Origin of the sequence: Nocardia altamirensis NBRC 108246 (genome assembly GCF_001612685.1) — a bacterium.
Taxonomy (GTDB): Bacteria; Actinomycetota; Actinomycetes; order Mycobacteriales; family Mycobacteriaceae; genus Nocardia; species Nocardia altamirensis.
On sequence record NZ_BDAY01000052.1, the window covers coordinates 39,590 to 64,287 of the forward strand.

Consider the following 24,698-nt stretch of genomic DNA (forward strand, 5'->3'; position numbering starts at 1 on the left):
CACAAGTCGCGAAACAGCAACCGGTGCAGTGGATTCAGGCGAAAATAAGAATTGGCCGACTCCATTGCCACCGCTACACCATTCTGATCCACGGCCGAGACGCTCGGTATCCGAAAAGGACAGTTCCATGGCAGATAGTGCGAAAAATCGGAAGTTCCACACCCTCTTCGGCTGGTTCGATCAAGGCCAAGACGGCTATCTCTCCCAGGATGATCTCCAGCAAATGGCCGCGCTGTTCATCGCGCTGCCCGGCGGGGATGCTCCCGACAAGGCAGAACCGCTACGCGCTGCGTTCGACAAATGGTGGGGTCTGCTCGTGCAGGAGGGTGATGCCGACGGCGACGGTCGGTTGAACCGCGACGAGTTCATTCACGTGATGCAATCCAGCGTCACCGCACCGGAAAACTTCGAAGGCGCGGTGTTGACGATTGCCGACGCGTTCATGGGCATCGTGGACACCAACGGAAACGGTTCGCTCGACTTCGACGAGTATGTGCAGATGTACAAGGGTCTCGGCATCGACCCGGCACACTCCAGCGACGCGTTCCGGCGCCTCGACCGCGACGGGAACGGCGCGATCAGCCACGACGAATTCCGGACAGCCATCAAAGAGTTCTATCTCAGCGATGACGAAAACGCCCCGGGGAACTGGCTTTTGGGCCCGCTCCCCTAACTCCGGACCATCGGACACCTCGACGCCTCCTTCCGGTCCTGCTCGGCGAAATAGCGGGTGCATGGTTGCTGGCGACGGGCGTCGAGGACCATCCAGGTGCCGAGGACCAGTTGGGTGATGCCCCTGGTGACGTCTTCGATGCGATCACGCAGCCGCAGGCCGGTCATGGCGGCGCGGACCACGGCCGACGACGGTGGCTTGTCCGCGGCCAGCAGCAGGCAGGGGGCGCGGTGCGGGATGGGGCGGGTGTGCGAGACCGAGGAGCGCAGGTGGTAGCGATCCAACACGGTGCGTGCGGCGACGCGCATCGCGATCGGTGAGAGCCGCCAGGCCGGGCATGGGCGGTTAGCGGCGACGCCGAAGGGAATGTGGTGCGTGTCCTTGGCGCGGTGGGTGGCCCAGCGGTCGGGGTCGAAACGATCCGGGTCGGCGTGGCCGGTGCGCTCGAAGTCCTGATAGTTGAAGCAGAGCACCGTCCCCGCGGGGATCGGGTGGCCGTCGCCGATGTCGATGTCGTCGGTGGTGATTCGGTGTGCGATGCCGAAAAGCGGGAACTGGCGCAAAGTCTCGTCCAGGACATGGTCCAGATAGTTCGTGTCGGGCTCGGCCCGGATCCGGTCCTGTACGTCCTGGTGCTGAGCGATCGCCAACAGCAGGTGCGCCATACCCTCGGACATCTGCACGACGGCGGTGTTGAAGAACGCGCCCTGCAGGTAGTGGGCGCGCTCGCGGCGGCTGAGCAAGGCGGGCAGCTGATGCGGCACCTCACCCGCGTCGATTCGGGCGAGCAGGTAGCGGGTGAGGCGGTGGCGCGTGTCCATGTGCCGCAGCCCGGTGCACTTCAGCGAGGTCACCACGTCGTTGGCGTTACCGACGATCAGATCCCTGGCGATCGGATGGCATGGCTCGCGAAATACCAACTCGTAGAAGAACTCTGCCCAGATCGGCATCATCAGGTCGCGCAGGCGCACCAGCGTCAGCGGGCGGGCGGGCAGTTCGTCGAGCACCCGCCGGGCGCACCGGTCGGCGAGCTGCTCGATCTCGGCGGTGGGCAGGGACAGCACGGCCCTGGTGGTCCGCGCCGCCTCGTCGTAACGCGGTCCGTCCTCCAGATGCTCCTGGTGCACTTCGGGCCCCGGCGCGAGCCAGTACCAGAACAGATCCGACAGCGCCGCTCCCCTGCTGCGCCCGTTGGCGGCCGGGTTCGAGTACAGCCGGAGGAACAGGCCGGGACCACCGCGCTCGCCGGGGAGCGTTATCTCGTTGCTGCCGTTGACCTTTGCGAAGATCCATACCCGGAGCGCCACCACCGCCTGCGGCAGCCAGCGAGACACCGCCCACAACGCGCCCGCACCCGCAAGCGTCCCTGGCACCGTCGTCGCCCGCTTCAGCATCGCGCCGCCGCCCCGCGCACGGTGACCAGCCCGGCATTCAGTTCGGCCAGGTCGGCGATCCCGCACATGGTCAGCGCGTGTTCGAGCTCGGCACGCAGGGTGTCGAGCACCTCGGTGACGCCCTTCTCGCCGCCGACGGCCAAGCCCCACAACACCGGGCGGCCGACGCCGACCGCCGTCGCGCCGAGCGCCAACGCCAGCACGACATCCGAGCCACGACGGATGCCGCCGTCGAGGTATATCGGAATCCGGCCCGACACCGCGGCAGTGATCGCGGGCAGCGCGTCCAGGGTTGCCGACGCGACATCCAGCTGGCGCCCGCCGTGATTGGACACCAGGATCGCATCGACTCCGTATTCGACTGCCAACAGTGCGTCCTCGGGATGCAGAATTCCCTTGAGCACCAACGGAAGTCGCGTCAGTTCCCGAATCCGCGCCAGATGGTCCCAGTTGAATTCGGGCGACATGACGATCTGACGCACGGCACTCCCGGTCGTCCCCGGCAGGCCACGTAGGTTTTCCGCAAACAGGCCAACCGGCAGGTCGTGGAAGCCATGGCGGTCATCCCTGGCGCGGCGTCCGAGCGCAGGCGAATCGACGGTCACCACCAGCGCGGTGCACCCTGCGCGCTCGGCCCGCCGGATCAGCTCGACGGTCGCGGCCCGCTCAGGTTGCAGGTACAGCTGAAACCACACGCGCGCATCGCGATCGACCTCGCGGGCCGCCGCGGTGACCGCATCGATGGCTACCGTCCCTGCCATGCTGGCGACCAGGACGAGCCCGGCCGCGGCCACTCCCCGTGCGCTGGCCCACTCGCCCTCCGGATGTGCCAGTCGATGAAACGCGGTGGGCGACACGAATACCGGCATCGCGCTCGGATCACCGAGCAGATCCGTCACGACGGATCGGCCGCGGGTGTCCCGTAACACCCTCGGCAACAACGCAAGTCGCCGGAAGGCCTGCTCGTTCTCGGCCAACCCGGTTTCGTCCCCGGCCCCGCCTGCGAAGTAGTCGTAGTGCGCCGGTTCGAGCAGCTCCTTCGCTCGCTGCTCGAAAGCAGCCAGCGGGCTGGTCACCGGGTCGGCTCCGGCAGCCGCAATGCGCTCCCTAAGAAATCGAAAAGTGGCTTACGGTGCACGGTTTCGTGGGTCCACTCGTTCTCGAGGTTCTCCGCGATGTGATGCTCGCCGATCTGCTCGCCTGCTCGGTACTGCCGCACCACGGGATGCAGATAGCGACCGTCGAGTGCGTGCTCGGCGTCGGACTGACTGAAGCGCCTGGCATTGATGTCGAACGGGTCGAGCCGATCGTGGTCCTTGCCGTATTCCAGCGTGATCACCAGATAGGTGTCCACCGCGCCGAAAGCGCCTGCGGCAACCGCGTCGGCGACGAAATCGACAGGCAGCTCTTCGAGATACCGCGCCGATCCGTCCGCGCGCAGCGCGACGACATCGCCGAGGAAGCCGAACAGCTGCCACAGCGCGGAGGTCCGGTTCACCCGCACCAGAATCTCCGCGCCGATCTCGTCCGCGGTCCCGGCGAGCTCGCGGTGCGGCCAGTCATGCCCATGATGGCATTGCTCCAGGATCCGGTGCAATGCCCTTGTCCCGTAACGGAACCCGTGGATGAACCCGCTGGTGGACCTCTTGAAATCGCGTTGCTGGGTGATTGTGCCCGCGAAGTACAGGCCGGGCACGTTGATCGATTCCCAGGCCGGGGTCTGGGCCGGGAACCGGTTGTTGATCACCAGTTCCGGCCTGCACTCCGGCGCGAAGATCGACGCGTCGAACCGGAACCCGGTCGCCGCGATCACCCGGTCGTAGCGGATGTCCTTGGTGACCTCGTCGGCACGGGAGAAGCTCACCGTCACCAGATACGACGAATCCGGCTGCCTGGTGATGTCGAGGATGTTGCCGTCCAGGATCGCGTTCTGCGATTTGAGCTGGTAGGTATCCAGGAAGTTGTTGTTGACCGCGCGCAGATGTCCCACGAAATGCGACTGCCACGACATCCGAATGGAATGCGGCCCGGCGACGTGGATGACGGCGGCGGTCTCGACCAGGTTGTCGGCGGTCTCGAAAGCGGAGTTGCCCTTTCCGATGATCAGCACCCGCTGGTTGATGAAGTCCGCAGGGTCCGTTGACATCTCGGTGTACAGCTCGGCCAGCTCGATACCGGGGATGTCCGGGATGTAGGGCTTGGTGACGCCGGTCGCTATGATCACGTGTCGCGCGCGCAAGACGTTGCCGTCCTGATCGACGGCCTCGAAAAGATCCGGCCTGCTGATCCGCTCGATCCTGGTGCCGTAGCGGACCGAAAGCCCTTGTTCCGCAGCGAAATCCCCGAGGTAGCGGACCATATCGTCGGCCGAGGGGAAGTACCGTTTCGAATATTCTTTGAACAGCGAACCCGCCAGCAGCGAATTCCAGTCCATGCGCAGGTTCAGCTCGGGATCGTCCCAGCCCGTGTACACCTTGTTGATCGAGATCAGTTGGCGGTGCCGGGGAAACGTGCGGAAGAAGGTGCCCGGCGCGGCACCCGCCTCAACGATCAAGTAGTCGCGGCCGGCCTGCTGTAGGTGGTGGCCCATTTGGAGACCGGCAGGCCCAGCGCCGATCACCAGGTAGTCGAGCTCGGACAAGATCTCCTCCATCTGTCGTGCGTTACCGTCGATACAGCTCCAGCAAGGCTTTCTTGTCCGGCTTTCCGCTCGCCGCGATCGGGGCGTCCGGCACCAGCGTGTACGTCCGCGGCACACTCGACTCGCCGAGTTCCGCGCGCACCAATGCGGACAGCTCGGTCGAATCCGGCGCTTGCCCCGCTCGGGGCACCACAAAGGCGTGTACCGCCTCGCCGGAGCGGTCGTCCGCCGCGCCGACGACATAAGCCTGATCGACATCGGGATGCCCGGCAAGCACGCGCTCGATCGGGCCCGCGTACACCGGCAGCGCGTCAACGATGATCACGTCGCGCGCCCGGCCGGTGAGGTAGAGATAACCGTCGTCGAGGTAACCCAGATCGCGGGTGCGCAGCCAGCCGTCGACCAGCACGTCGGCGGTCTCCACCGGGTCGCCGAGATACTCCGACATCATGTAGTCGGTGCGCACGTAGATCTCGCCGTCCCGAATGTCGACGTGCACACCCGGCAACGGACGGCCGACCGAGCCGAGGACGCCTGCCGCGATATCGTCCGGGGTCAGCGCGGTCAGCCCGCCGGTCTCTGACTGGCCGTACGCCTGGTGCACAACGGGACCGAGGACCCGCACCGCGTCCGCCAGCCGATGCGCGGGCAGCGGCGACCCCGCGACCACCATGGCCCGCAGGCTGCTGGTGTCCGTCGGGGTGGTGCGCAACGCGTCGAGCATCTGATAGAGCCTCGGCACGTTCATGATCGTTGCGGTGATCCGCAACCGCGCGATGACGTCGGGAAACAGTTGCGCGCCACCGGGTTCCGGAATCACCGCGGTGCCGCCACCGAGCAGGCACAGCGCGAGATAGTCCTGGACGACCGCGCTCGCCAGCGTCCCGAACAGCAGATAGCGCTCGGTGCAAGCGGCCAGCTCCGCGGTGTGCTCGCTCCACGTCGGCTTGCCCCACGACCAGTGCGCGGACATCGCCCGATAGGTCTGCGCACAGCCCTTGGGCAGCCCGGTGGTGCCGCTCGTGTAGGAGACCCTGGCGATGTCGTCCGGCTGAGCTTCGACCGTCAGCGGCTCGGGCGCACCCTGCAGCAGCGCGGCCACCTGCTCGTTGTCCAGGACGACGTCCACTTCATTGCTCAGGACATGGTGCTGCTGTCGTTCGCTCAAACCCGGCCGCACCCCGATCACCCGGCAGCCGAGGGTGTAGGCCGCGAGATACGCGGCCAACGACTCCGGACTCACGTCGAGGCCAAGCGCCACCCCACGCCCCGGTCCGAGCCCCGACGTCCGCAGGCCACCCGCGATCGTGCCCATCATCGTGAACAACTGCCCTCTGGTCACCGCGCGGGCACCGTACTCGGCCACGACCTGATCCGGATCGGCACGCAATGCCCGCACGATCGACTCAGGAAAGCTCACCGTTCAGATACTAATGACTCCGACCCCGGATGCTTTGAGATTCAACAAGTTTGGCCGGGCGTTGTCCTTGCCACGTCAACCAGCGAGCGTGGGCACGACCAGACCACGCCAATCCGCTTCCGCGCCTTCCCTCGTCGCCTCGGCGAAGCCGGCTTCGCCGAGGCGATCTCGCGCCTGCTGCTCGATCCTGGCGACATCCGGTTGGGAAAGGTCGGGCAGTCCGCGCACTCCGGCACTCGCGGCAAGCAGTCGCGCCGCCTGGTCGAGCTGCTCGGTACGCAAGGCCAGATCCGCGATGGCGATGAGGACCTGGGCGACGAACGGCGCGTATCCCGCCTCGGTGGCCACCTCGAATGCCGAGGCAAGGTGTGCTCGCGCGTCGTCGAGATCGTCGGCGAGGTAACCGAGCAGGGTGTGCCTTATCGCGCGGAAGAGCGCCAGCTCCGCGTCGCTGCCGAGCACCGACGTCACGATGTCGAGCTGCCGGTGCGCCTCCGCGGTGTCGCCGCGCCACCTGGCCAATTCCGCCTTCGCCGTGGCGAGTTCGGCCAGTGCCGTCGGCCAGGCGGCCTGATCCGCGTAGCGCTGCGCCTCGGCCATCGCGGTCGCGCTCGCCTCCTCGGCGCCGAGCAACCAGTACAGCTGGGCCTGCCGCGCCCGGATCCGGCCGACATCCTCGATCGCGCCGACCTCGGTGACCACCACGACCGCCTGGTCCAAAAGGTCGCACGCCTCGGCGAATTCGCCGCGGACGGCGAGGCGATCCGCCAGTTCGGTCAGCGCGAACGACGTTCCCCAACGCTCGCCCAAGGCACGGAACTCGATCAGCGCCAGCTCGAGATACGCATCCGCGTCCCGACCGGGGTGGCCGAGCACGATCCGCAACTTGCCGAGCTGGAGCCGGGCCAGCGCGCGGACCCACGGGTCGTCATGGGTGATCAGCGGTTCGAACGCGGGAAGCAATGCGTCCGGCCCCTGCAACATCTGTTCCAGTGCGGCGGCGAAAACCAGTGTGGGGTGGCCGTTTTCCACGCCACGGCTGAACTTGTACGACTTGCGGATCCATTCCGCCACCTGATACTCGTCGGTGCGCCCCGCCGAGCTCATGAAGTGCACGACCAACCCGTACACCGTGGCCAGGGTCGCATCGTCCACCTCGCCCTGCATGGCGGCGGCCGCGGTGACCAGCTCCATGCCCTCGGCTTTGTGGCCGGCCAGCCACCAGTACCAGCCTGCTTCCGCCGCGAGCCGCAGCGCACCGGTCGCATCGTCGGCCGCGAGCGCGCCGCGCATCGCGACCGCGATGTTGTCGTGCTCGACCGCCAGCCTGGCGAGCCACTCCAGCTGCTCGGCCCGGCGCAAATGCGGCTCGGCGGTGGCGGCGAGCCCGGTGAAGTACGCGAGGTGCGCCCGGCGCGCCGCCTCCGCGTCGCCCGACTCGACGAGCCGGTCCGTCGCGTACTGCTTGATCGTGTCGAGCATTCGGTAGCGCGGCTCGCTGTCCACCGTGCCGAATGTGCTTCGCGCCGAATGCGTTTCATGGTCTGCCGCCGCGCCGGTCGGTAGCAGCAGCGATTTCTCGGTCAGCGCCGTCAGCAGCTCGAGCACCTCCCACTGCTCGATCGTCGAGCCCGCATCCGGGCAAACCCGTTCGGCCGCTTCGAGACTCGCGCCGCCGGAGAACACCGCGAGCCTGCACAGGACCGTTCGCTCCGCGTCGGTGAGCAGCTCCCAGCTCCAGTCGACCACCGCGCGCAACGTCCGGTGATGCGCGAGCGCGGTCCGGCTGCCTCCGGTCAGCAGACGGAACCGATCGTCGAGGCGGTTGGCGAGTTGATCGAGGGACATGGTGCGCAATCGGGCCGCGGCCAGTTCGATCGCCAGCGGTATCCCGTCGAGCGCCCGGCAGACGCGCGCCATGGTCGCCAGCGCGTCGGCATCGACGGTGAGATCCTTGCGCACCGCACCGGCACGATCCCGCAAAAGCTGTACCGCAGGCGAGGATTCGATCGCACGGGAGTCTGCGTCGGCCGCGGGCAACCCGAGCGGCGCGACCTGCCACAGCGCTTCACCCGTGATGCCGAGTGGTTCTCTGCTCGTCGCGATGATGCGCAGCCGCTGGCACTCTCCGAGTAGTCGGTGCGCGAACGTCGCCGCGGACTCGATCACGTGCTCACAGTTGTCCAGGATCAGCAGCAACTCGCGTTCGCGGATCGCGGCGACGAGCCGGTCCATCGGTTCCGCGTTCGACCCGCCGCCGAGCAGCGCGTCGCGGAGCCCGAGCGCGCCGAGCGCCGATTGGGCGATGTCGCCGCTCGCGCCGAGGGAACCCAGCTCGACCACCCATGCGCCGTCCGGCAGATCGTCGAGCATGGTCCGCGCGGTTTCCATGGCGAGCCGGGTCTTCCCCGATCCGCCCGGCCCGGTCAACGTGGTGAGCCGATGGTCAGCGATGAGTTCGCGCACGACCGCGACGTCGGCGTAGGTGCCGACGAACTTCGTCAGCTCGGCGCGCAGGTTCGTCTTGCGGTCGTCGTCGCGTGCGCCCACTTCGCCGCGCAGCAGCGCGACATGCAGTGCGGACAGTTCCGGCGATGGATCGACGCCGAGCGTGTCGGCCAGTTCCTCGCGGGCCCGCTGGTACACGGTCAGCGCCTCGGCGCTGCGGCCAGCAGTGGCCAGCGCCCGCATCAACGCGACGACGAGTCGTTCGCGCACCGGATGTTTGGCCACCAGCTCGGTGAGCTCGGCGACCAGGTCCGGACCGCGGCCGAGGCGGATCTCCACCTCGTAGAGATCCTCCAGCGCGGCCAGGTGCAGGCCATCGAACCGCGCGACCACCGCGGCGACCGCGGCGTTGTCCCGCATGTCGACGTCCTGCATCAGCCCGCCGCGCGACAGGTCGACGGCTTCGCGCAACAGCTCGGCCCGGTGCCCGTCGTCACCGCCGCGGGCCTGGTCGAGTAGCTGTTCGAACTGCACGGCGTCGACCGCGCGTGGTTCGACCGTCAGCCGGTATCCGCCTGCCTGGGCATCGAGCGAACCCTCCGGCAGCACCCGCCGCAGCCGAGAGACCAACGCCTGCAAGGAGTTGGCCGCGTCGGCAGGCGGCTGCTCGCCCCAAATCCAGTCGACCAGTGTGCCTTTCTGGACCACCCGGCCCGGCTCGAGCGCAAGGGCGACCACAAGCGCTCGCAACCGAGCACCTGGTACCGCTACCAATCCGCCGTCATTCAATCGGATTTCAAGCGGTCCAAGTATCCCGATCTGCACTCCGACCATTCTGCCGTGCACGTTTCGGCGGTCACGCAGCGGCTAGATCGCCGCCAGGATGAGGGCGCCGAGCAGAGCCAGACCGAAAGCGGCGAGGACGGCGAGCACCAGCGGGCGAAACAGTCCGGGACCGACAGCTCGCGCGAGGAAATAACCGACACCGCCACCGAGCACCGCAAGCAGCGGTCCCTCGCCTCTGACCAGATAGAACACCGACGCCATCGCCGCGTTGCCGACCTCTCCGATGCCACGCGCCTCGTCACCGAACGGGATCGGGAACCGGTACACGACCCCGACGAGGGCCGCCGCCACCGGGGCGGTCAGTACCGCGACGATCACGCCCCACGCGGCCACCGCCCACCGCACCAGCACACTCGTTCGATCTTCCTCGATCCGCATGCGCGTCCACTCCCTATTGATCCGTAGCTGAATCGTAGGTGAGTCCGCTCTTCGAGACCGCGAGCTGGGTGCCGCCGTCACTTCGGGTCGGGAGTGCACACGGTCAGGAACGACTTCCGGTTCTCGCGTTGGACGTCCGACGCGTCCATCCAGCCGCTCTGGCCGAACAGATAGTTCTCCGATGAGTGCTCCGCCGACTCGCGCAGCACCCGGGTGACATCGACCCTGGCGCCGTAGGCCGTCGGGCCGTCAACGGAGAAGTTGAGCCACTCCGCCTTGGTCCAGTCGTAGCCCGCAGGCAGTGGTTGCTGAACTCGGAGAGATCCGTCGGCGTCCGGGGTGGATCCCCCGGTGACCCGAAGCAGGTCCATGCGCTCCACCGGCACTCCAGGTCGCGGCGCCGTCCACTCCTGCGTAGTGCTCTCCTTCGTGCCGACGTCGAAAATCAACGTCAGGCCGGTGACGCCCGCGCACGGGGTGCCCGTCCACAGTTTCAGGACGCCGTCGTCGACGCGGAACCCGGCCGCAGGCGGCAGTGACGGCGCGAACTGCGCCTTGGTGTCGCACGCCGCGGTCGCCGCCACCATGAGCAGGGCCGCGCAGACTGCGCGCGACCACCTAATATCCGCCATCGGAAAGTCCCGCGTCCTTCTCGCTGTCGTTCCTGCCGAGCACCCACTGCGCTATCTGGGAGGCGATAGTGGGCCCGTGGCCTTGGCGCGCCCACTGTTGGGAGTGCCGCTCCTCGTGGTGCAGCAGTCGATCCAAGTCGAGCGCACCCTCATACGGGCCCTTATCGTTCTCGTACCACGCGTTGCCCGACCTCGCCACCTGCCGAAGCTGCTCGGCTGGGTCTTTCGGATCATCAATGTTGAACATGAACGTATCGCCCCAGGCCACGCCCCCTCGCACGCTGAACATGTCCTGGATGAAGTTCCCGCCCAACCCCATCATGATGCCGTTCGGCGTGGTCGCCAACCGACCACCGTTGGTGTGCACGAACCGCACGTCCTCGTTGTAGCTCCAGGAGTTCTTCTGTTGCCGCTCGGTGATTCGCCGCAGTTCTTCGGATCCGTACGGGGTCGGCGCGAAGTCGGTCTTTTCGCCTTCGGTGCCGTAATCGGTGCCCGCGTTCATGAGGTAGGTCATCCGCACCGCCTTGGCGGCGTCGGCACCGCTGATGTTGGTCGGCATCAGGAAGTACGACTTGACGATCCCGTCGCCACCCTTGTCCTCGCGAATCTCTTCCAGTCGGTCGAGGATCTTGAAGTCCTCCGGCGTGATGCGGTGTTCGGTGGCAATCTTTTTGATCGTATCGATCGACACGCCACGGCGGACGGCGTTCTCGAGCCACTGCCGATAGTGGCCGGACACCGGCGGTCCGGTCAGCAGACCGGCGTCGCGCAGCGCCTGCTCCATCGCGGCCACCTTGGCGTCGATCACCCCGCCCTTCATCGCGTCCGCCAGGGTGGTCGCGCCGTGGTCACTGATCTTCTGGTCCTGCGCGAGCTGCATCACCTTCGCGACGGCGGCGTCGATCTGCTGTGCCTTGGTGAGTATCGCCTTCGTCTCCCGCTCCAGCTGATTCCTGATGGTTTCGCGGTGTCGTCGGAGCGCGGCGCGGTCTTCGGCCGCGTCCCGCCCCGGCAGCGCGGGCTCAGCAGGCTTGATGTCCACGATCGCACCGTCGTCGGCGATGCGGAACTGGTAGGTGTCGGCGAGGGAGTCGTTGTTGACGACCCGGGCCTTCAGCGCGGATACGTCGTCCGACGCGGACTGCATGGCGCGCTCGACGGCCGAGAGCTCGGCGGTCAGGACCTCGGCCTTGTTCCGCGTATCGCCGAGCGAATTGCGGGCGCGCTCACCGGTATCGCCGTGCCAGCCTGGCAATTTCCGCGCGTCATCGAGTTCGTCCTGTAACCCGATGAGTTTGTCCCGGCGCCCGCGCAGGTTGGTGGCCGAAGTGTCGAGCGCCGCAGCGTCCCATTTGCGGACGTTGCCGTAGTCGACGGTCATTCTCGGAAAGCCTTTTTCGCAGCTTCTTCATTTTCGGTGTACGCCTTCGCGGCCCCCGAGACCAATTCGCTCCACCGGTTGATCTCGCCTGCCCACCCCTTCGCGCGCTCGTTGAACGTCGACGCCAGAGTTGGCGCGTTCTTTGCCGCATCCCCACCGGGCAATGCCGTCGCGACCGCATCCAAGCCGTTACCCGGCTCCACCGTCAAGGCCTGGCCCGCAGCAGATCCCGCCGCCTTCGCCGCATTATGCAGCTGATTGATTTCCACCTCGAACCAGCGCACAGCCCGAGACCCCCGCCCCTGTATCGGTTTCAGCCAGCTGTCCGGCGCACTATCCGCCGGATTCGGCTGATGTCATGTAATTGATTGGTAGCCAATATCTTCCAGGGAATATGTCGATTACTCAACTCGACTTCACGCACCCGTCGCCGCACTCCTCGAAATCACCGCTATCTGCGCCGACGATCCGTCATGTCCCGCACCCAGCCGAGACTGCTCGGTTTATTCACAGCTGGGCAACACCGCATCAGGTGGCATGTCAGACCGCTGTCAGTTCGATATCAGCCCGTCTGGCGAAAGTACTCCCATGACAATCCAATCCCCCACCGCATTCCGGCGGGTCGCCGCCACCGCACTGGCCTGCACGGCACTGCTCGGCGCAGCCGCCTGTGGATCCGAGCCGAACGCTGCTGCCGCGCAAGACCGTCCGGAGCTGCAGCAGGCCATCCAGGAGATCGCCGATTCCGGTTTCGCCGGAGTGCAACTGCGCGTCCATGATCGGCGCGGCCAGTGGGCAGGCAGCGCCGGGGTCGCCGAACTCGGCAATGCCGCGAAACCGCCGACCGACGGCCGATTCTGGACGGGCAGCTCCGTCAAGCCCTTCACCGCGACCATGGTGCTGCAACTGGTGGCCGAGGGCCGGATCGGGCTGGACGCGCCGGTGGCCGACCACCTGCCCGAGCTCGGGTTGGATCGGCGAATCACGACGCGAATGCTGTTGCAGCACACCAGCGGTCTGTTCAACTACACCGGCGAGTACTACGACGACGGGACGATGGCGCCAGGCATCCCGGCCACGGGAAAGGAGTGGCTGGACAACCGGTTTCACAGCTATCAGCCGGAGGAGCTGGTACGGCTGGCGTTGTCGAAGCCTGCGCGATTCGAGCCGGGGACGGACTTCAGCTACGCCAACACCAATTACACACTCGCCTTGCTGCTGATCGAGAAGGTCACCGGCAACTCGTACGCCGAGGAGCTGCAGCGGCGGATCCTGGATCCGCTCGGCATGCGCGGCACCGTGGTGCCGGGCAACCTGACGGAGCTCCCTGAGCCGTACGCCCACGGCTACTTCCGCTACCAGGACGCGGGCGAGTGGAGGACGGTAGATGTCGCCCGCCAGAACCTCTCGCTACTGGCCGGCGCCGGTGACCTGATCTCGACCACCGAAGATCTACACCGGTTCTTCGCCGCGCTGAACGGCGGCAAGCTCCTGCCCGCGCCGCTCCTCGCCGAAATGCGTACGCCCAACCCGAAACTCGGCTACGGACTCGGGATATTCGTGCAGGATGTCGGACCGAAATGCGGCGGCACCGTCTATCACCACAACGGCAGCCCGCCCGCGGGCTACGGGACGATGATGTACAGCTCACCGGACGGCAGCGTGACCATGACCGCCTCGCTGACCATGGGTGACTCCGCCATGGAGCCCACCAAGGAGTTCCCGAAGGCGACGCAGCAGCTCATCGAGAAGGTGTTCTGCGGCGGGGGCAAGTGATGAGCCGCGGCGTGATCCCCTCCGCACCGGGAGGGGATCCGCTGGGCGGACCGGAATAGTGCCTGCACCGGTTCCGGCCTGTCACTGTGGCACAGGCTATTTCGGTGGACCGCGGCCGGCCGGGCGGCGCGGACAACCATCGCGAACGACAAGCGGCGAACAATCGCCAGGAGGCAGCGACTTGTCCACCATGAAGACAGCGACCCCGGAGGACCAGCTGCGCGAAGCGCTGGCCAAACCCATGTTCAACACGGTCCTGAAGGCCTGGGTGGGTGACGGCACGACCGACTACGAGGTCTATCTGCGCACCGCCGAGTTGTTGTCCTTGCAGACGACGCTCGACCGGCTCACCGACCCGGACGAGCTGATGTTCCAGATCGTCCACCAGGCCCAGGAGGTCTGGTTGAAGCTGTTGTCCCACGAACTCGCCGGCGTCGTCGGCGAGGTGGACCGGGACGCGCTGTGGGAGACGTCCGCCCGGCTGGATCGGGCGATCCGGATCGCCGAATGTCTCGAGCGGGAAATAGGGGTGCTCGAGACCATGACACCCGACACCTACCAGATCATCCGGCGCAGTCTCGGCAACGGCAGCGGACAGCAGTCACCGGGCTACAACGGCGTGCTCGCCGCGGCGGAACATGTTGCCGCGGCACTGGATCGGCTCCTCGACCGGCGCGGTGTCCCGGTCGCGGCGGTGTACTCCACCGAGGTCGCGCAGCCCGATCTCAAGCGCGTCTGCGAGCTGCTCGTCGACCTCGACGAGCGTTTCCAGGGGTGGCTTGTCGCGCATTTCATGTTGGTGCGCAGGACGATCGGCGTCGGCCACGGGGTGAACGCGCTCGACGGGGTACCGACCAGGGTGCTGACCGGCCGGATGACCCAACCACTTTTCCGCACGCTGTGGCAGGTGCGGAACGAACTCACCGAGAGCTGGCGTCGTGACGGCGGTTACGCGCCGGGCGCGGCGCGGGAGTCTCGATGAGCGTGGCGGCGCTGCGTGCGGAATTCCCGGTGCTGGAGACCTGTGTCTATCTCAACAGCAATTCGACGGGGGCGCTGCCACGCGGCGTGGCACAGGTGCTCGATCGCTACTGGGCGACGATGCGGAACTGGCGCGACGATGCGTGGCGCGGATGGCTCGACGAGCTGGACGGTTATATCGGCGCCCTGTCCGAATTCCTCGGCGCCCCACCGGGAACGGTGGTCACCGACACGAATCTGACCACCCTGCTCGGCAGGCTCGCCACCTGTTTCGACTTCGGCGGCGAGCGCACCAGGGTGGTCACCACCGACCGCGAATTCCCCACCGTGCCGTTCCTCTGGCAGGGCTTCGCGAAGTACGGGGCCGAGCGGGTCGTGGTCGACTTCGACACCGCCGCAGTCGAATCGGCGATCGACGAACGCACGTTGCTCGTCTGTGTCGCGCACGGCAGTTACACCACAGGTGCCGTCCTCGATCTCGAACGGATCGTCGCGCGTGCCCACGAGATGGGCGCGCTGGTCGTCGTCGATGCCTTCCAAACAGTCGGCGTGCTGCCGCTGAACGTGCGAGCGCTCGGCGTGGATTTCCTCCTCGGGGGCGCGGGCAAATGGCTGTGCGGGGCACACACCGGGTTCCTCTACGCCAGGCAAGAACTTCTGCCGACGCTGCGCCCCGCGACGACCGGGTGGTTCGCCGGCCGCGATCCGCTGTCCTTCCGGCCCGCCGACGAGTGGGCCGAGGACGCCCAGCGACTGGCGGGCGGCACGCCGATTCCGCTCACCGCCATGATGTCCAAGGTCGGACTCGACCTGCTCGCAGGCGTTGGCGCGCAGACCATCCGCGAGCACTCGCTGCGCTGTACCGATCGCATCCTGACCCGCGCGGCCGAGGCTGGTATCGCAGTGCGCACCCCCGCCGCGCCGGAACACCGCGGCGGCGTGGTCTGCCTCAGCTTCCCCGGCGACGAGGCGGTGAAGAAGCGGCTCGTCGAACACGGCATGGTCTGTAGTTGGCGCGAAGGCCTGCGGGTGGCTCCGCATATCTACAACACTGTCGACGAGGTCGATGCCTTCATGGACGCCCTGATCACCGAACGAGGTCTGGTGCGCGGATGAGCGGGCACGTCCTCTCGCCCCGAGCGCTGATGAGCCTGCTCTTCCACGGCGACAAGGCCATCGATGTCGTGCGAACGGCGTGGCGCATGGGCATTCTCGACGCGCTGGAAGAACACGACGCCGAGTCGGTGTCCCTAGGTCAGCTGTGCGACCGGTTCGGTCTGGTGCCCGCCCGGCTGTACAAGTTGCTCGACTGTCTCGAATGCCTCGGATTCGTCATCCGGTATCCCTCGGATACGTTGCACGACACCAGATATCGGGCAGTCGAGGGCGCGTGCGATGCCGCGATCGACGTCCTCGGCCCTGACTCGAACGAGCGGGACCGGGACGGCTACCCGTGGCGGACCCTGTACGGAGCCCTGCCCGACGTGCTCCGCGGCGAGCGCAGCATGCCTGCCGAGGCGTTCACCTGGCCGCTCGACAGCGCCGAGCAGGTCGCCGGCTTCGAACACAGCATGGCGGCCGGAATCGGGCCCATCGCCGAGGCGTTCCGGACAAATGCCGAATCATGGTGCGCGCGTTCGACATTGCGACTACTCGACGTCGGCGGTGGTGACGGCACATTGGCGGTGCATCTCCTCCAGGACAACCCGACGCTGCGCGTCGATGTCTACAACCTTCCGGCGCTGCGACCCCTCGTCGACAGCACGCGGACGAAGTCGGGCTGCGGTGACCGGCTGGGCTTCGTGGGCGGCGACTTCCTCGCCGAACCGCTGCCCACCGGATACGACATCGTGTCCTTCGTTCGAGTACTGCACGACTGGCCGCGACCGCGAGCGCGTGAGCTTCTGACCAAGGCCTACCAAGCGCTCCCGCCGGGCGGGCGGGTGCTCATCTGCGAGGAGTTCCGCGACGCCGAACGCCTTGCCCGGCAATTCTTCTGGTCCTATTTCCTCATCGGTGTCGACAGCTGCGCCAGCATGTTGCGCGAGGTGGCCGACTACCGCAGGCTGCTCGGCGACCTCGGTTTCCTGGACGTGACGGTGCTCCCCGGGCCGTTCGAGATCATCGTCGCCACGAAGCCGGACACCGTACCTGAGGTCGTGGTCCGATGAGTGACAACAAATCTCGACGCCACAGTGCCCGACTGGTCGACTGACAGCATGCAGAACTTCGATCACATCTTCGTCGGCGGCGGCCACAACGCGCTGGTCGCGGCCGCATATCTGAGCAGGGCCGGATATGACGTCCTCGTCCTCGATCGCAACGACCGGGTCGGCGGCTTCGTCCGCAGCGCCGAATTGTCGCCGGGGGTGACCTACGACCCGTTCTCGTCCGCCGTGCCCTTGTTCACCAGCGGACCCGCCTGGCGCGACCTCGGTCCGGATCTGCGGAAGCAAGGCCTGGAGATCCTGCAACCCGAGTTCCCCACCGGCGTGTCCATGCAGGACGGCACCACCGCGATCTTCCCGCGCGATCCCCTGGCGCTGGCAGACGAGGCCGAGCGCCTGCACCCGGGTGACAGCTCAGCGGTCGCCGAGATCATGGCAGCCCTCGGCCCGTCGTCGGGCGAGGCGTTCGGCCTGATGGGCCAGGATCTGACCTCCGACGCAGCCAGAGCCACCATCGCCCGGCTGGTGAGCGAGGGCAAGGGCTGGTCCCAAGTGGCCGAGCTCGCGCTCGACACCGCGCGCTCGGCCGTGTCGGAGCTCGAATCCCCCGCGCTGCAAAGCCTTTTCGGGTCGTGGCCGGCGCACGTGAGCCACGGGCCCGACGACGCGGGCGGCGCGTTCTGGACGACGATCTTCCCACTCGGCTTCACCGCGGGCGGCATGCCGATCCCCCAGGGCGGCATGGGCAAGCTCGCCGAGGCACTCAGCGGCGTCATCACCGAGCACGGCGGTGTCATCCAGACCAAGGCCACCGTCACCCGCATCAGGGTCGCCGACGGGCGCGCGGTGGGCGTGCAATTGTCCGATGGCAGCGCGTATCGGGCACGGAACAGCGTCATCGCCTCCGTCAATCCCGACCAGCTCTACGAGTGGTTGCTCGCCGAAACCATTGTGCCCCCGCGCATTCTGTCGCAGGCGCGCCGATACCGATACGGCACCGGCATTTTCCAGCTGCACCTCGCCATCAGCGGTCCGATTCCGTGGCCGGACAAGCGGTTCACTCGGATCGGCCAGCCCTTCCTCACCGATTCCCTCGATGGGCTCTCCCTGCATGTCGCGCAGTCGCGAGCGGATCTGCTGCCCGCATGGCCGACGATGACCCTCGACTGCCCGACCGCGCACGACGCGACCCGAGCGCCCGAGGGCATCAACGTGATTCGGATCGAGGTCACGGACGTGCCGACCAGTCCGCGCGGCGACGCCGCTGGCGCGATCGCCACCGACGGCACCTGGAATTCCTGCGTGATCGACCGTTTCGCCGACCGGGTGCTCGAGGTCGTCGAACGCCACATTCCCGGATTGACCGAAAAGATCGTCACCCGAGCAACGGTCACCCCGGCCACCCTTGCCGCGTTCAATCCCAACAGCGGCCCCGGCGACCCGTACGGCGGCGCTCAAGACCTCGCTCAGAGCTTCGCACTGCGCCCCATCGCGGCCGCACCGGGTCATCGCACCTTCGTGCCCAACCTGTACGTGCTCGGCGCTGGCACCTGGCCTGGCGCAGGCGTCTCCGGAAACTCCGGCTACATCGTCGCCCAGTACCTGATCGACTCCTGACTCAGGAGCTGCCTCGTTCGACCTCGAGTTCGGCGACGAGTCTCCGGAAGATGTCGAGCAGAACGGTCGCACTCGGCGCCTCCGCGCCGCTTGCCGAATAGCGCTCTGCCCATTCGGTCAGCGCCGCGGACAGTACCGCCCTGGCGACGAGGAACAGCATCCGCACCCTCGAACACGCGACGACATCGGTTGCGCCAGCTATTGATTCGATCGCCGTGTTCATTGCAATGGCATCGGCGGCCAATGCTGCCGCGGTCACCTGCGGCGAGGAAAGCATGACTCGACAGGCGCAGAGGAGGGCATGCGTGGCCGCGGGATCATCGGCTAACCCTTCGATGACGTCGAAGTAGACGTTCTCGACGTCAGCCAACCGCAGTGTCCGCGCATCCGCGGCCGCGATCATCGCCATGCTCGCGGCGCCGAAACCCCACCTGTCGTAGGCGACCGCCTGGTCTTTGGTCGGGAAATAGCGGAAGAACGTCCGTGGCGATACCCCCGCACGGGCGGCGATGTCGTCGACGGTGATGCCGTCATATCCATGCAATCCGCTCAATTCAAGTGCAGCGGAATGAATTTCAGCTCGCGTTTGATCCCGGCGACGTGCCCGCAGATCGCGCGGATTATCCGCGGGGTCGCCATCGACTGCGCTTCGCATCTGTCCACGATATGCCGTGTGACACAAATTACCTACTTGGCACACCGTGCACACTTGGCAGAATCTGCCACCAGACGTACCTTGATCTTGTCGATGAATGTTTGCCCAGGTCAAACCACTGGGCGTGGATCTTGCTGCGCGCCGAATCACGGTTTCCGGCGTTGCGAATACCGGACCAAAAGTGTCCTCGGTCGAATACGACAATCAGGAGTACGGACATGAGTGGTCTGTCATCATCGAGCGTTTTGATCCGCCCTCTCGACCCGAGCGAAGCAATGTTCGTCCCGACTGGGCTCTACGTCGGGTACACCACCCGCGTGCGCGGCGAGCTGGATCCGAGGGCCCTGGCCGAAGCATTCGACCTGATCCGGCAGCAGTACCCGGTTCTGCGGAGCCAGGTCGTGCCGGCGGACGGGCAGCCCGTCTTCGCGGCGACCGATCTGCCACCGGTGATCAGCTGGCGCGACCAGGAAAGCGACGAATCACTGCCCGATCTCGCGGGCCGGGTGGCCGCGATCCAGGTGGTGCGGGTTGATGCCCGCACCGCACTGGTGACCCTGCTGACCCATCACTCGGCCGCAGACGGGCACCACTCGCTGCAACTGCTCGCCGACCTGTGGGAGAGCTATACCGCCGTGGTCGAGGGCAAATCGGTGCGGCCGCAGCGCCATGACTACCCACAGTCGGTGGAACAACTGCTGGACGAACGCGGGATAACGCTGGACGACGCTCCCGCGGCGTCGGTGGCCCCAACATTGCCCACAACGGCAGGTAGCACACCCCAATCCCCAAGTGCCACAGCGTCGCCCGATCACATGGCGCGGGTCCGACTGACCGCCGAGCAGACACGAGCCCTCGTCGCGATCGGCCATCAGGCAAAGACCACCATCAACGGCTTGATGTCGGCGGCCATCATGCAAGCCACCGCAGACAGTGCAGGCATCGGTCTCGAGGAGGTGCTCTACGTGTATCCGGTCGATCTCCGCCGTCGCCTGACTCCGGCAGTGCAGTACACGGCAGGCACCAATGTTCTCGGCACGGCGATGTTCGTCGCGGACTCCGACACCCCGACCGACACCGTGGCGCTGGCGCGTGCGATCACCGACCGCCTCGCCGGCGACCTCGCCTCCGGTGAGGTTCATCGTTCCGTCCTGCGGCTACCGCACGAGAACTTCGACCCGGCGATCCTCGAATCACCGTCGTCGGTAGTGGCAACAAACTGGGGCATCATCCCGCCCATGCCGACCCCAGACACACTGACGATCGACGACTTCTCGCCGAGCGTGCATCAGACGAGCCAGCTGCCCGGTCCGCTGGGCAACTCGGCGTCCCCGCCGATGGGCGGCATCATCACCACGTTCCAGGGACAGCTCACGCTCGACGTCACCATGGCCGCGGGCGACCCCGAGAACCTCGTCGACCGCGTCGGTGCCATCCTGGCCGAAATCCTGCCCGCTGCCTGAGATTTCGAGCTCACGGCAGCAGAGTGCCCGATTCGGCGTCGTAGTGCAGGACCCGGTCGGGTTGCGGGACAACCCAACCGTCGGCGCCCAGCGCGGGCTCTGCTGCCTCCGGCACGATCACGCCGACGGTGAAGCCGTCCGCCTCGACCGTAACCAGCGAGGTTGCGCCGAGGTGCGCCACCGTGGAGACGGTGCCGCGCAGTGCATCGTCCACGGCGGTGGCGGAGAAGGTCAGGTACTCCGGACGGGCGCCCCAGATGACCGAGGGGCTCAGGCCGACCAGCTCGCCGGGGATCAGGTTCATCGGGGTCGAGCCGATGAAGTTGGCGACGAAGGTGTCGGCGGGGCGGCGGAAAACCGCACGGGCAGTGCCGAGTTGGCGGATCCGCCCCTCCGCCATCACCGCGATCCGGTCCGCCATGGCCAGTGCCTCGGCTTGGTCGTGGGTCACGAACACGGTGGTGACGCCGAGTTCGAGTTGCAGCTTCTTCAGGAAGGTGCGGGCTTCCAAGCGCAACCGAGCATCCAGGTTGGACAGTGGCTCGTCGAAAAGAAACACCTTGGGGTGGCAGGCCATTGCCCGCGCCAACGCGACTCGCTGTTGCTGCCCGCCGGACAGCTCGGCGGGTCGGCGCGCCAGCAGTCCTTGCAGCGAAAGCTGTTCCGCGGTTTCGGTCGCTTTCGCCGCCCTGGTCCGACGATCGGTGCCGCGGACCTTCAGTGGATAGGCGATGTTGTCGGCCACCGTCATGTGCGGGAACAGCGCATAGTCTTGGAACACCATCGCCACGTCACGGCGGCCTGGCGAGAGCCGGGTGACGTCCTTCTCGTCGATCCGGATCTGCCCGCTGGTCGGGGTTTCCAGTCCGGCGATGCTGCGCAGCAGAGTGGTCTTGCCGCACCCGGATGGCCCGAGCAGCGCGAAGAACTCGCCGTCCTGAATCGTAAAATTCAGGGCGTCGAGGGCTTTCACGTCGCCGGGGAAGACCTTCGTCAGGTCGACCAGATCGATCTGCGCCATCTAGGACTTGATCCCTCCGTGGAGCCGGAAGCCGTAGCGCCGGTTGACGAACACGTACATCAGCACGACCGGAATCGAATACAGCAGGGAGAACGCCGAAATCGGCCCGAGCAGCGCCCCGCCGCCCTCGTCGTAGAAGGTGCGCACCACCACCGCGGCGGGCTGCTTGTCCTGGTCGCGCAACAGCAGGAACGGCACCAAGTAGCTGCCCCATACGTTCACCACAGTCCACACCGCGATCGTGGCCAGTCCGGGCCGAGCCAGCGGCACCACAATGTCGCGCAGGATCCGCAGCGGCCCGGCCCCGAACACCCGCGCCGATTCCTCATAAGACCTCGGCACCGAGTCCATGAAGTCCTTCAGGATGAAGATGGCCGCAGGCAACAGACCGCCCGAAAGCACAAGCACCACACCGAATTCCTGGTCGAGCAGACCGAGCTTCCAGATCATCAGGAAGATCGGCACCATCGCCGCGGTGCCGGTCACCACGCTGGACAGCAGCAGGAGCGCATACAGCAGCGCGTCACGGCCAGGGATCCGGACCCGCGACAGCGCGTACGCCGCCAGCGCCGCACTCGAAACCACCAGCACCATGCTTGATCCGGACAGCAGCACCGAATTCCACAGTGAACCCATGGTCAGGTCGTCCTCGAACAACGCCGAAAAGTGTTTCAGCGTCGGCTTTTCCGGAATCCGCGGTGCGTACCCTGGATTGGCGTCGAACGGCGCCGAGGCCAGCCAGAGGATCGGCAGCACGAAGAACCCGGTCACCACCGCGACGAAGGTGTAGAAGCCGATCCGCGAGACGATATGCCGTGGGTTCATGAGCTCCTCCGCCGCAGCAGGCGCAGGTAGAACAGCGCGAGCACCAGATTGATCAGCAGCATCAGCACCGACGCCGCGGCGCCGTAGCCGAGCGCACCGTCGTCGATCCCCTGCCGGTACAGGAAGATCGGCAGCGTCTCGCTGCGGTGGTTCGGCTCACCGCGCGTCAGCAGGTACGGGGTGAAGTCGTTGAAGGTCCACAAGCTGATCAGCAGCGTGTTCGTCAGGACGTGCCCGCGCAGGTGCGGAAAGACCACGTCCCGCAATGTCTGCGGCCCGGAAGAACCAGCCAGCCGCGCGGTTTCGAGGTGCGACGGCGGCACGGTCGACAGCGCGGCCGAGTACAGCAGCATGGAGAACGCGGTGCCGCGCCAGATGTTGAATACGATGATGACGGCGAGCGGCTGGTGGATCATCCACGCGTAGCCTGGATTGCCGAGCAACCGGTTGACGGTGCCTTCGTCGCGATCGAGCATCGCAATCCACACCACCGCAACGACACTCGCGGGCAGGATCCACGCGAGCAGCACCAGGCTCTCCACCACGATGCGGACCCAGCGGACCGCACGGCGCATCGTCCATGCCAGTGCGAAGCCGAGACAGTTCTGCCCGATGATGGCCGAGCCGAACACGAACAGCAGCGTGATCCACACACTGTTGCCGAACAGCGGGTCGGTCAGCGCCTTCGTGTAATTGCCAAGTCCCACAAAGGAAACGTCCACCGAGGTGCGCCCGGACACGGTGAGATCGGTCAGGCCGATCCACAGCAACCACAATGCGGGGAACACCAGGAAAGCCGCGATCAGCAGCAGCGCCGGCGTGACGAACGCGCTCGCCTTCCAGCGCCCCAATCCGGCGACGTCGGTATCGGATCCGCCCTGCTGGGCTCCGGCGACAGCGGCGGCGCCGGGGGTAGCGGGATCAGTCACTGGCCACCTTGTCCTGGCCACCGACCGCCGCCACCACCGCTTTGCCGTATGCCGCAGCGGCATCCGCCGTGCTCTTGCCGGTGGCCACGTCGAGTGCCGCCTGCTGCAGCGCCTTCGACACGGCGTTGTACTCCGGCAGCGCAGGCCGCAACGCGGTGATCGGCAAGATCTGCGCGGACACGAACGTCAGCATCGGGTCGCCGCCGAGCGCGTCGGCGTTGACGTCCTGGCGCGCGGTGATGCGCGGGCCGCCGCGAGCGAGCAGCTCACGAAGCGCCTCCGGCGAGTTCATGAATTGCAGGAGTTCCCATGCCAATTCGACATTCTTGCTTTTCGGGCTGATCACCCGCCCGCCGCCGCCGGAGATGCTCACGAAGTCCTGTCCGTGCACGCCGCTCCCCGGCGTCGCCGCGGGAATCTTCGCCCAGCCCACCTGGGTGTCCCGCTCGGCCATCGGGAAGCTGCCCCCCGTCGGGTTCAGCACACCGCGCCAGAAGTAGTCGCTTTCCAGCAGGATTCCGACCTGGCCCTTGGCGAACTTCTCGAAGCTCTTCTCCCGGCCTTTGGCGTCCTGCTGTAATTCCGCATCGCCCAACTGCTCGCTGTACAGCGTGCGGTAGAAGTCGAGCACCCGACGGACTTTCGCCGTGTTCCCGACCCACTTGCCGCCCTCGTACAACGTGCTACCCGTGCCGGCCAGCAACGGCAGCATCCCCTGGGTTGTCGTCGCTTCGCCGAAGCTGGTGCCCGCATTCAGTTGCACAGGAACGACTCCGGGCACCGCCTTCACCTTCCGCGCCGCCTCGAGCACCTGATCCCACGTGGTCGGCTGCCAGTTCGCGGGCAAGCCTGCCTGCTCGAACACCTTGCGGTTGAAGAAAAGCACCCGCCCGTCGGTCTCGATCGGGATGCCGTACTGCGCACCCTGGTAGGACGTCAACTGCCGCACCGCTTCCGGGATGTGCTGCCAGCCGTCCCAAGCCTGCACCTTGTCGGCCCCGACCAGCTTGTCCAACGGTTCGATCTGGCGGCCTTCGGCGAACTCGCCGACCCAGATCCCGTCCAGTGACACCACATCGGCGCCGGTGCCGGTCTTCAGGTCTTTGGCGATCCTGCTCTTGTAGTCCTCGTCCGGCACTCCGGTCGCCTGGAACTTCACCCGCACCGTGACACCCTTGGCTTGCTGCTGGTCGACGAACCTGGGGATGACCCACTCTTCGATCCATTTCGCCTCGGCCGCGTTCTTCCCGCCCGCCGAGTTGATCGCGTTCGCGGTGATCGTCAACGACGGCCCGCTACCGCCCGATCCGCACGCCGCTCCCCCGACCACGAGCGCGCTGACGCTCACCACCGCCGCGAACACCCGCCAGTTCGATGCCATGGGCCCTCCTGCAAGGCAAATCCATACTCACACCGACGTTGACACAAGACGCCGCGCACCGACGCC

Annotated in this window: 21 protein-coding genes; 7 read left to right on the forward strand and 14 right to left on the reverse strand. The window is 66.6% G+C overall.

Annotated elements, in window-relative coordinates; all coding sequences use genetic code 11:
* Positions 1-127: 127 nt before the first annotated feature.
* Positions 128-673: an EF-hand domain-containing protein gene (locus tag NA11_RS26440; protein ID WP_069164707.1), complete on the forward strand. Its 546-nt coding sequence runs from the start codon at positions 128-130 to the stop codon at positions 671-673.
* On the opposite strand, the gene NA11_RS26445 is transcribed toward NA11_RS26440, so the two are convergent.
* From NA11_RS26445 to NA11_RS26485, 9 genes are all read right to left on the reverse strand, one after another.
* Positions 670-2,067 (reverse strand): cytochrome P450, encoded by a 1,398-nt coding sequence (locus NA11_RS26445; RefSeq protein WP_084655085.1) that lies wholly within the window; start codon positions 2,065-2,067, stop codon positions 670-672. The genes NA11_RS26440 and NA11_RS26445 overlap by 4 nt on opposite strands.
* Positions 2,061-3,143: an alpha-hydroxy acid oxidase gene (locus NA11_RS26450; protein ID WP_069164708.1), complete on the reverse strand. Its 1,083-nt coding sequence runs from the start codon at positions 3,141-3,143 to the stop codon at positions 2,061-2,063. The genes NA11_RS26445 and NA11_RS26450 overlap by 7 nt, the downstream gene beginning before the upstream one ends.
* A complete protein-coding gene (locus NA11_RS26455) occupies positions 3,140-4,720 on the reverse strand; it encodes an NAD(P)-binding domain-containing protein (protein ID WP_069164709.1) in 1,581 nt (526 codons plus the stop codon). The genes NA11_RS26450 and NA11_RS26455 overlap by 4 nt, the downstream gene beginning before the upstream one ends.
* A 10-nt stretch (positions 4,721-4,730) precedes the next feature.
* The gene (locus NA11_RS26460) at positions 4,731-6,128 is read right to left on the reverse strand and encodes a class I adenylate-forming enzyme family protein (protein WP_069164710.1); all 1,398 of its coding nucleotides are present in this window, start codon (positions 6,126-6,128) and stop codon (positions 4,731-4,733) included.
* Positions 6,129-6,203: 75 nt separating this feature from the next.
* On the reverse strand, positions 6,204-9,326 hold the full coding sequence (locus tag NA11_RS26465; protein WP_245746182.1) for an AfsR/SARP family transcriptional regulator: 3,123 nt from the start codon (positions 9,324-9,326) through the stop codon (positions 6,204-6,206).
* Between the two features lie 117 nt (positions 9,327-9,443).
* Positions 9,444-9,800: a hypothetical protein gene (locus NA11_RS26470; RefSeq protein ID WP_069164711.1), complete on the reverse strand. Its 357-nt coding sequence runs from the start codon at positions 9,798-9,800 to the stop codon at positions 9,444-9,446.
* 77 nt (positions 9,801-9,877) lie between these two features.
* Positions 9,878-10,432, reverse strand: a complete 555-nt coding sequence (locus tag NA11_RS26475) for a hypothetical protein (RefSeq protein ID WP_069164712.1) — start codon at positions 10,430-10,432, stop codon at positions 9,878-9,880.
* The gene (locus NA11_RS46730; protein WP_084655086.1) at positions 10,419-11,816 is read right to left on the reverse strand and encodes a hypothetical protein; all 1,398 of its coding nucleotides are present in this window, start codon (positions 11,814-11,816) and stop codon (positions 10,419-10,421) included. The genes NA11_RS26475 and NA11_RS46730 overlap by 14 nt, the downstream gene beginning before the upstream one ends.
* Positions 11,813-12,100 carry a hypothetical protein gene (locus NA11_RS26485; RefSeq protein ID WP_069164713.1) on the reverse strand — a complete coding sequence of 96 codons (288 nt, stop codon included), beginning with the start codon at positions 12,098-12,100 and terminating at the stop codon, positions 11,813-11,815. Before NA11_RS26485 ends, NA11_RS46730 begins: the two co-directional genes overlap by 4 nt.
* Positions 12,101-12,404: 304 nt before the next feature.
* Between NA11_RS26485 and NA11_RS26490 the strand changes: the two genes are divergently transcribed.
* The 5 genes from NA11_RS26490 (at position 12,405) to NA11_RS26510 (ending at position 18,358) form a co-directional block, all read left to right on the forward strand.
* Complete coding sequence (locus NA11_RS26490) at positions 12,405-13,592, forward strand: serine hydrolase domain-containing protein (RefSeq protein ID WP_084655087.1); 1,188 nt, start codon at positions 12,405-12,407, stop codon at positions 13,590-13,592.
* A 190-nt stretch (positions 13,593-13,782) separates the two neighbouring features.
* Entirely contained in the window at positions 13,783-14,574 is a 792-nt protein-coding gene (locus NA11_RS26495) for a tryptophan 2,3-dioxygenase family protein (protein ID WP_069164714.1), read from the forward strand.
* A complete protein-coding gene (locus NA11_RS26500) occupies positions 14,571-15,689 on the forward strand; it encodes an aminotransferase class V-fold PLP-dependent enzyme (protein WP_069164715.1) in 1,119 nt (372 codons plus the stop codon). The genes NA11_RS26495 and NA11_RS26500 overlap by 4 nt, the downstream gene beginning before the upstream one ends.
* A complete protein-coding gene (locus NA11_RS26505) occupies positions 15,686-16,744 on the forward strand; it encodes a methyltransferase (protein WP_069164716.1) in 1,059 nt (352 codons plus the stop codon). Before NA11_RS26500 ends, NA11_RS26505 begins: the two co-directional genes overlap by 4 nt.
* A 48-nt stretch (positions 16,745-16,792) precedes the next feature.
* The gene (locus NA11_RS26510) at positions 16,793-18,358 is read left to right on the forward strand and encodes a phytoene desaturase family protein (protein ID WP_069164751.1); all 1,566 of its coding nucleotides are present in this window, start codon (positions 16,793-16,795) and stop codon (positions 18,356-18,358) included.
* A gap of 1 nt (position 18,359) precedes the next feature.
* On the opposite strand, the gene NA11_RS26515 is transcribed toward NA11_RS26510, so the two are convergent.
* A complete protein-coding gene (locus NA11_RS26515) occupies positions 18,360-19,013 on the reverse strand; it encodes a TetR family transcriptional regulator (protein ID WP_084655088.1) in 654 nt (217 codons plus the stop codon).
* A gap of 218 nt (positions 19,014-19,231) precedes the next feature.
* Here NA11_RS26515 and NA11_RS26520 point away from each other — a divergent pair, with 218 nt between their 5' ends.
* Entirely contained in the window at positions 19,232-20,476 is a 1,245-nt protein-coding gene (locus tag NA11_RS26520; protein WP_167837735.1) for a phthiocerol/phthiodiolone dimycocerosyl transferase family protein, read from the forward strand.
* A 10-nt stretch (positions 20,477-20,486) separates the two neighbouring features.
* Here NA11_RS26520 and NA11_RS26525 read toward each other — a convergent pair whose 3' ends face one another.
* From NA11_RS26525 to NA11_RS26540, 4 genes are read right to left on the reverse strand one after another with little or no spacing between them, the layout of a single operon-like run.
* On the reverse strand, positions 20,487-21,497 hold the full coding sequence (locus NA11_RS26525; RefSeq protein ID WP_069164719.1) for an ABC transporter ATP-binding protein: 1,011 nt from the start codon (positions 21,495-21,497) through the stop codon (positions 20,487-20,489).
* Positions 21,498-22,322: a carbohydrate ABC transporter permease gene (locus tag NA11_RS26530; protein ID WP_069164720.1), complete on the reverse strand. Its 825-nt coding sequence runs from the start codon at positions 22,320-22,322 to the stop codon at positions 21,498-21,500. It abuts the gene before it with no gap.
* Positions 22,319-23,251 carry a carbohydrate ABC transporter permease gene (locus NA11_RS26535; RefSeq protein ID WP_218023382.1) on the reverse strand — a complete coding sequence of 311 codons (933 nt, stop codon included), beginning with the start codon at positions 23,249-23,251 and terminating at the stop codon, positions 22,319-22,321. The genes NA11_RS26530 and NA11_RS26535 overlap by 4 nt, the downstream gene beginning before the upstream one ends.
* Positions 23,244-24,632 carry an extracellular solute-binding protein gene (locus NA11_RS26540; protein ID WP_069164721.1) on the reverse strand — a complete coding sequence of 463 codons (1,389 nt, stop codon included), beginning with the start codon at positions 24,630-24,632 and terminating at the stop codon, positions 23,244-23,246. Before NA11_RS26540 ends, NA11_RS26535 begins: the two co-directional genes overlap by 8 nt.
* Positions 24,633-24,698: the final 66 nt, after the last annotated feature.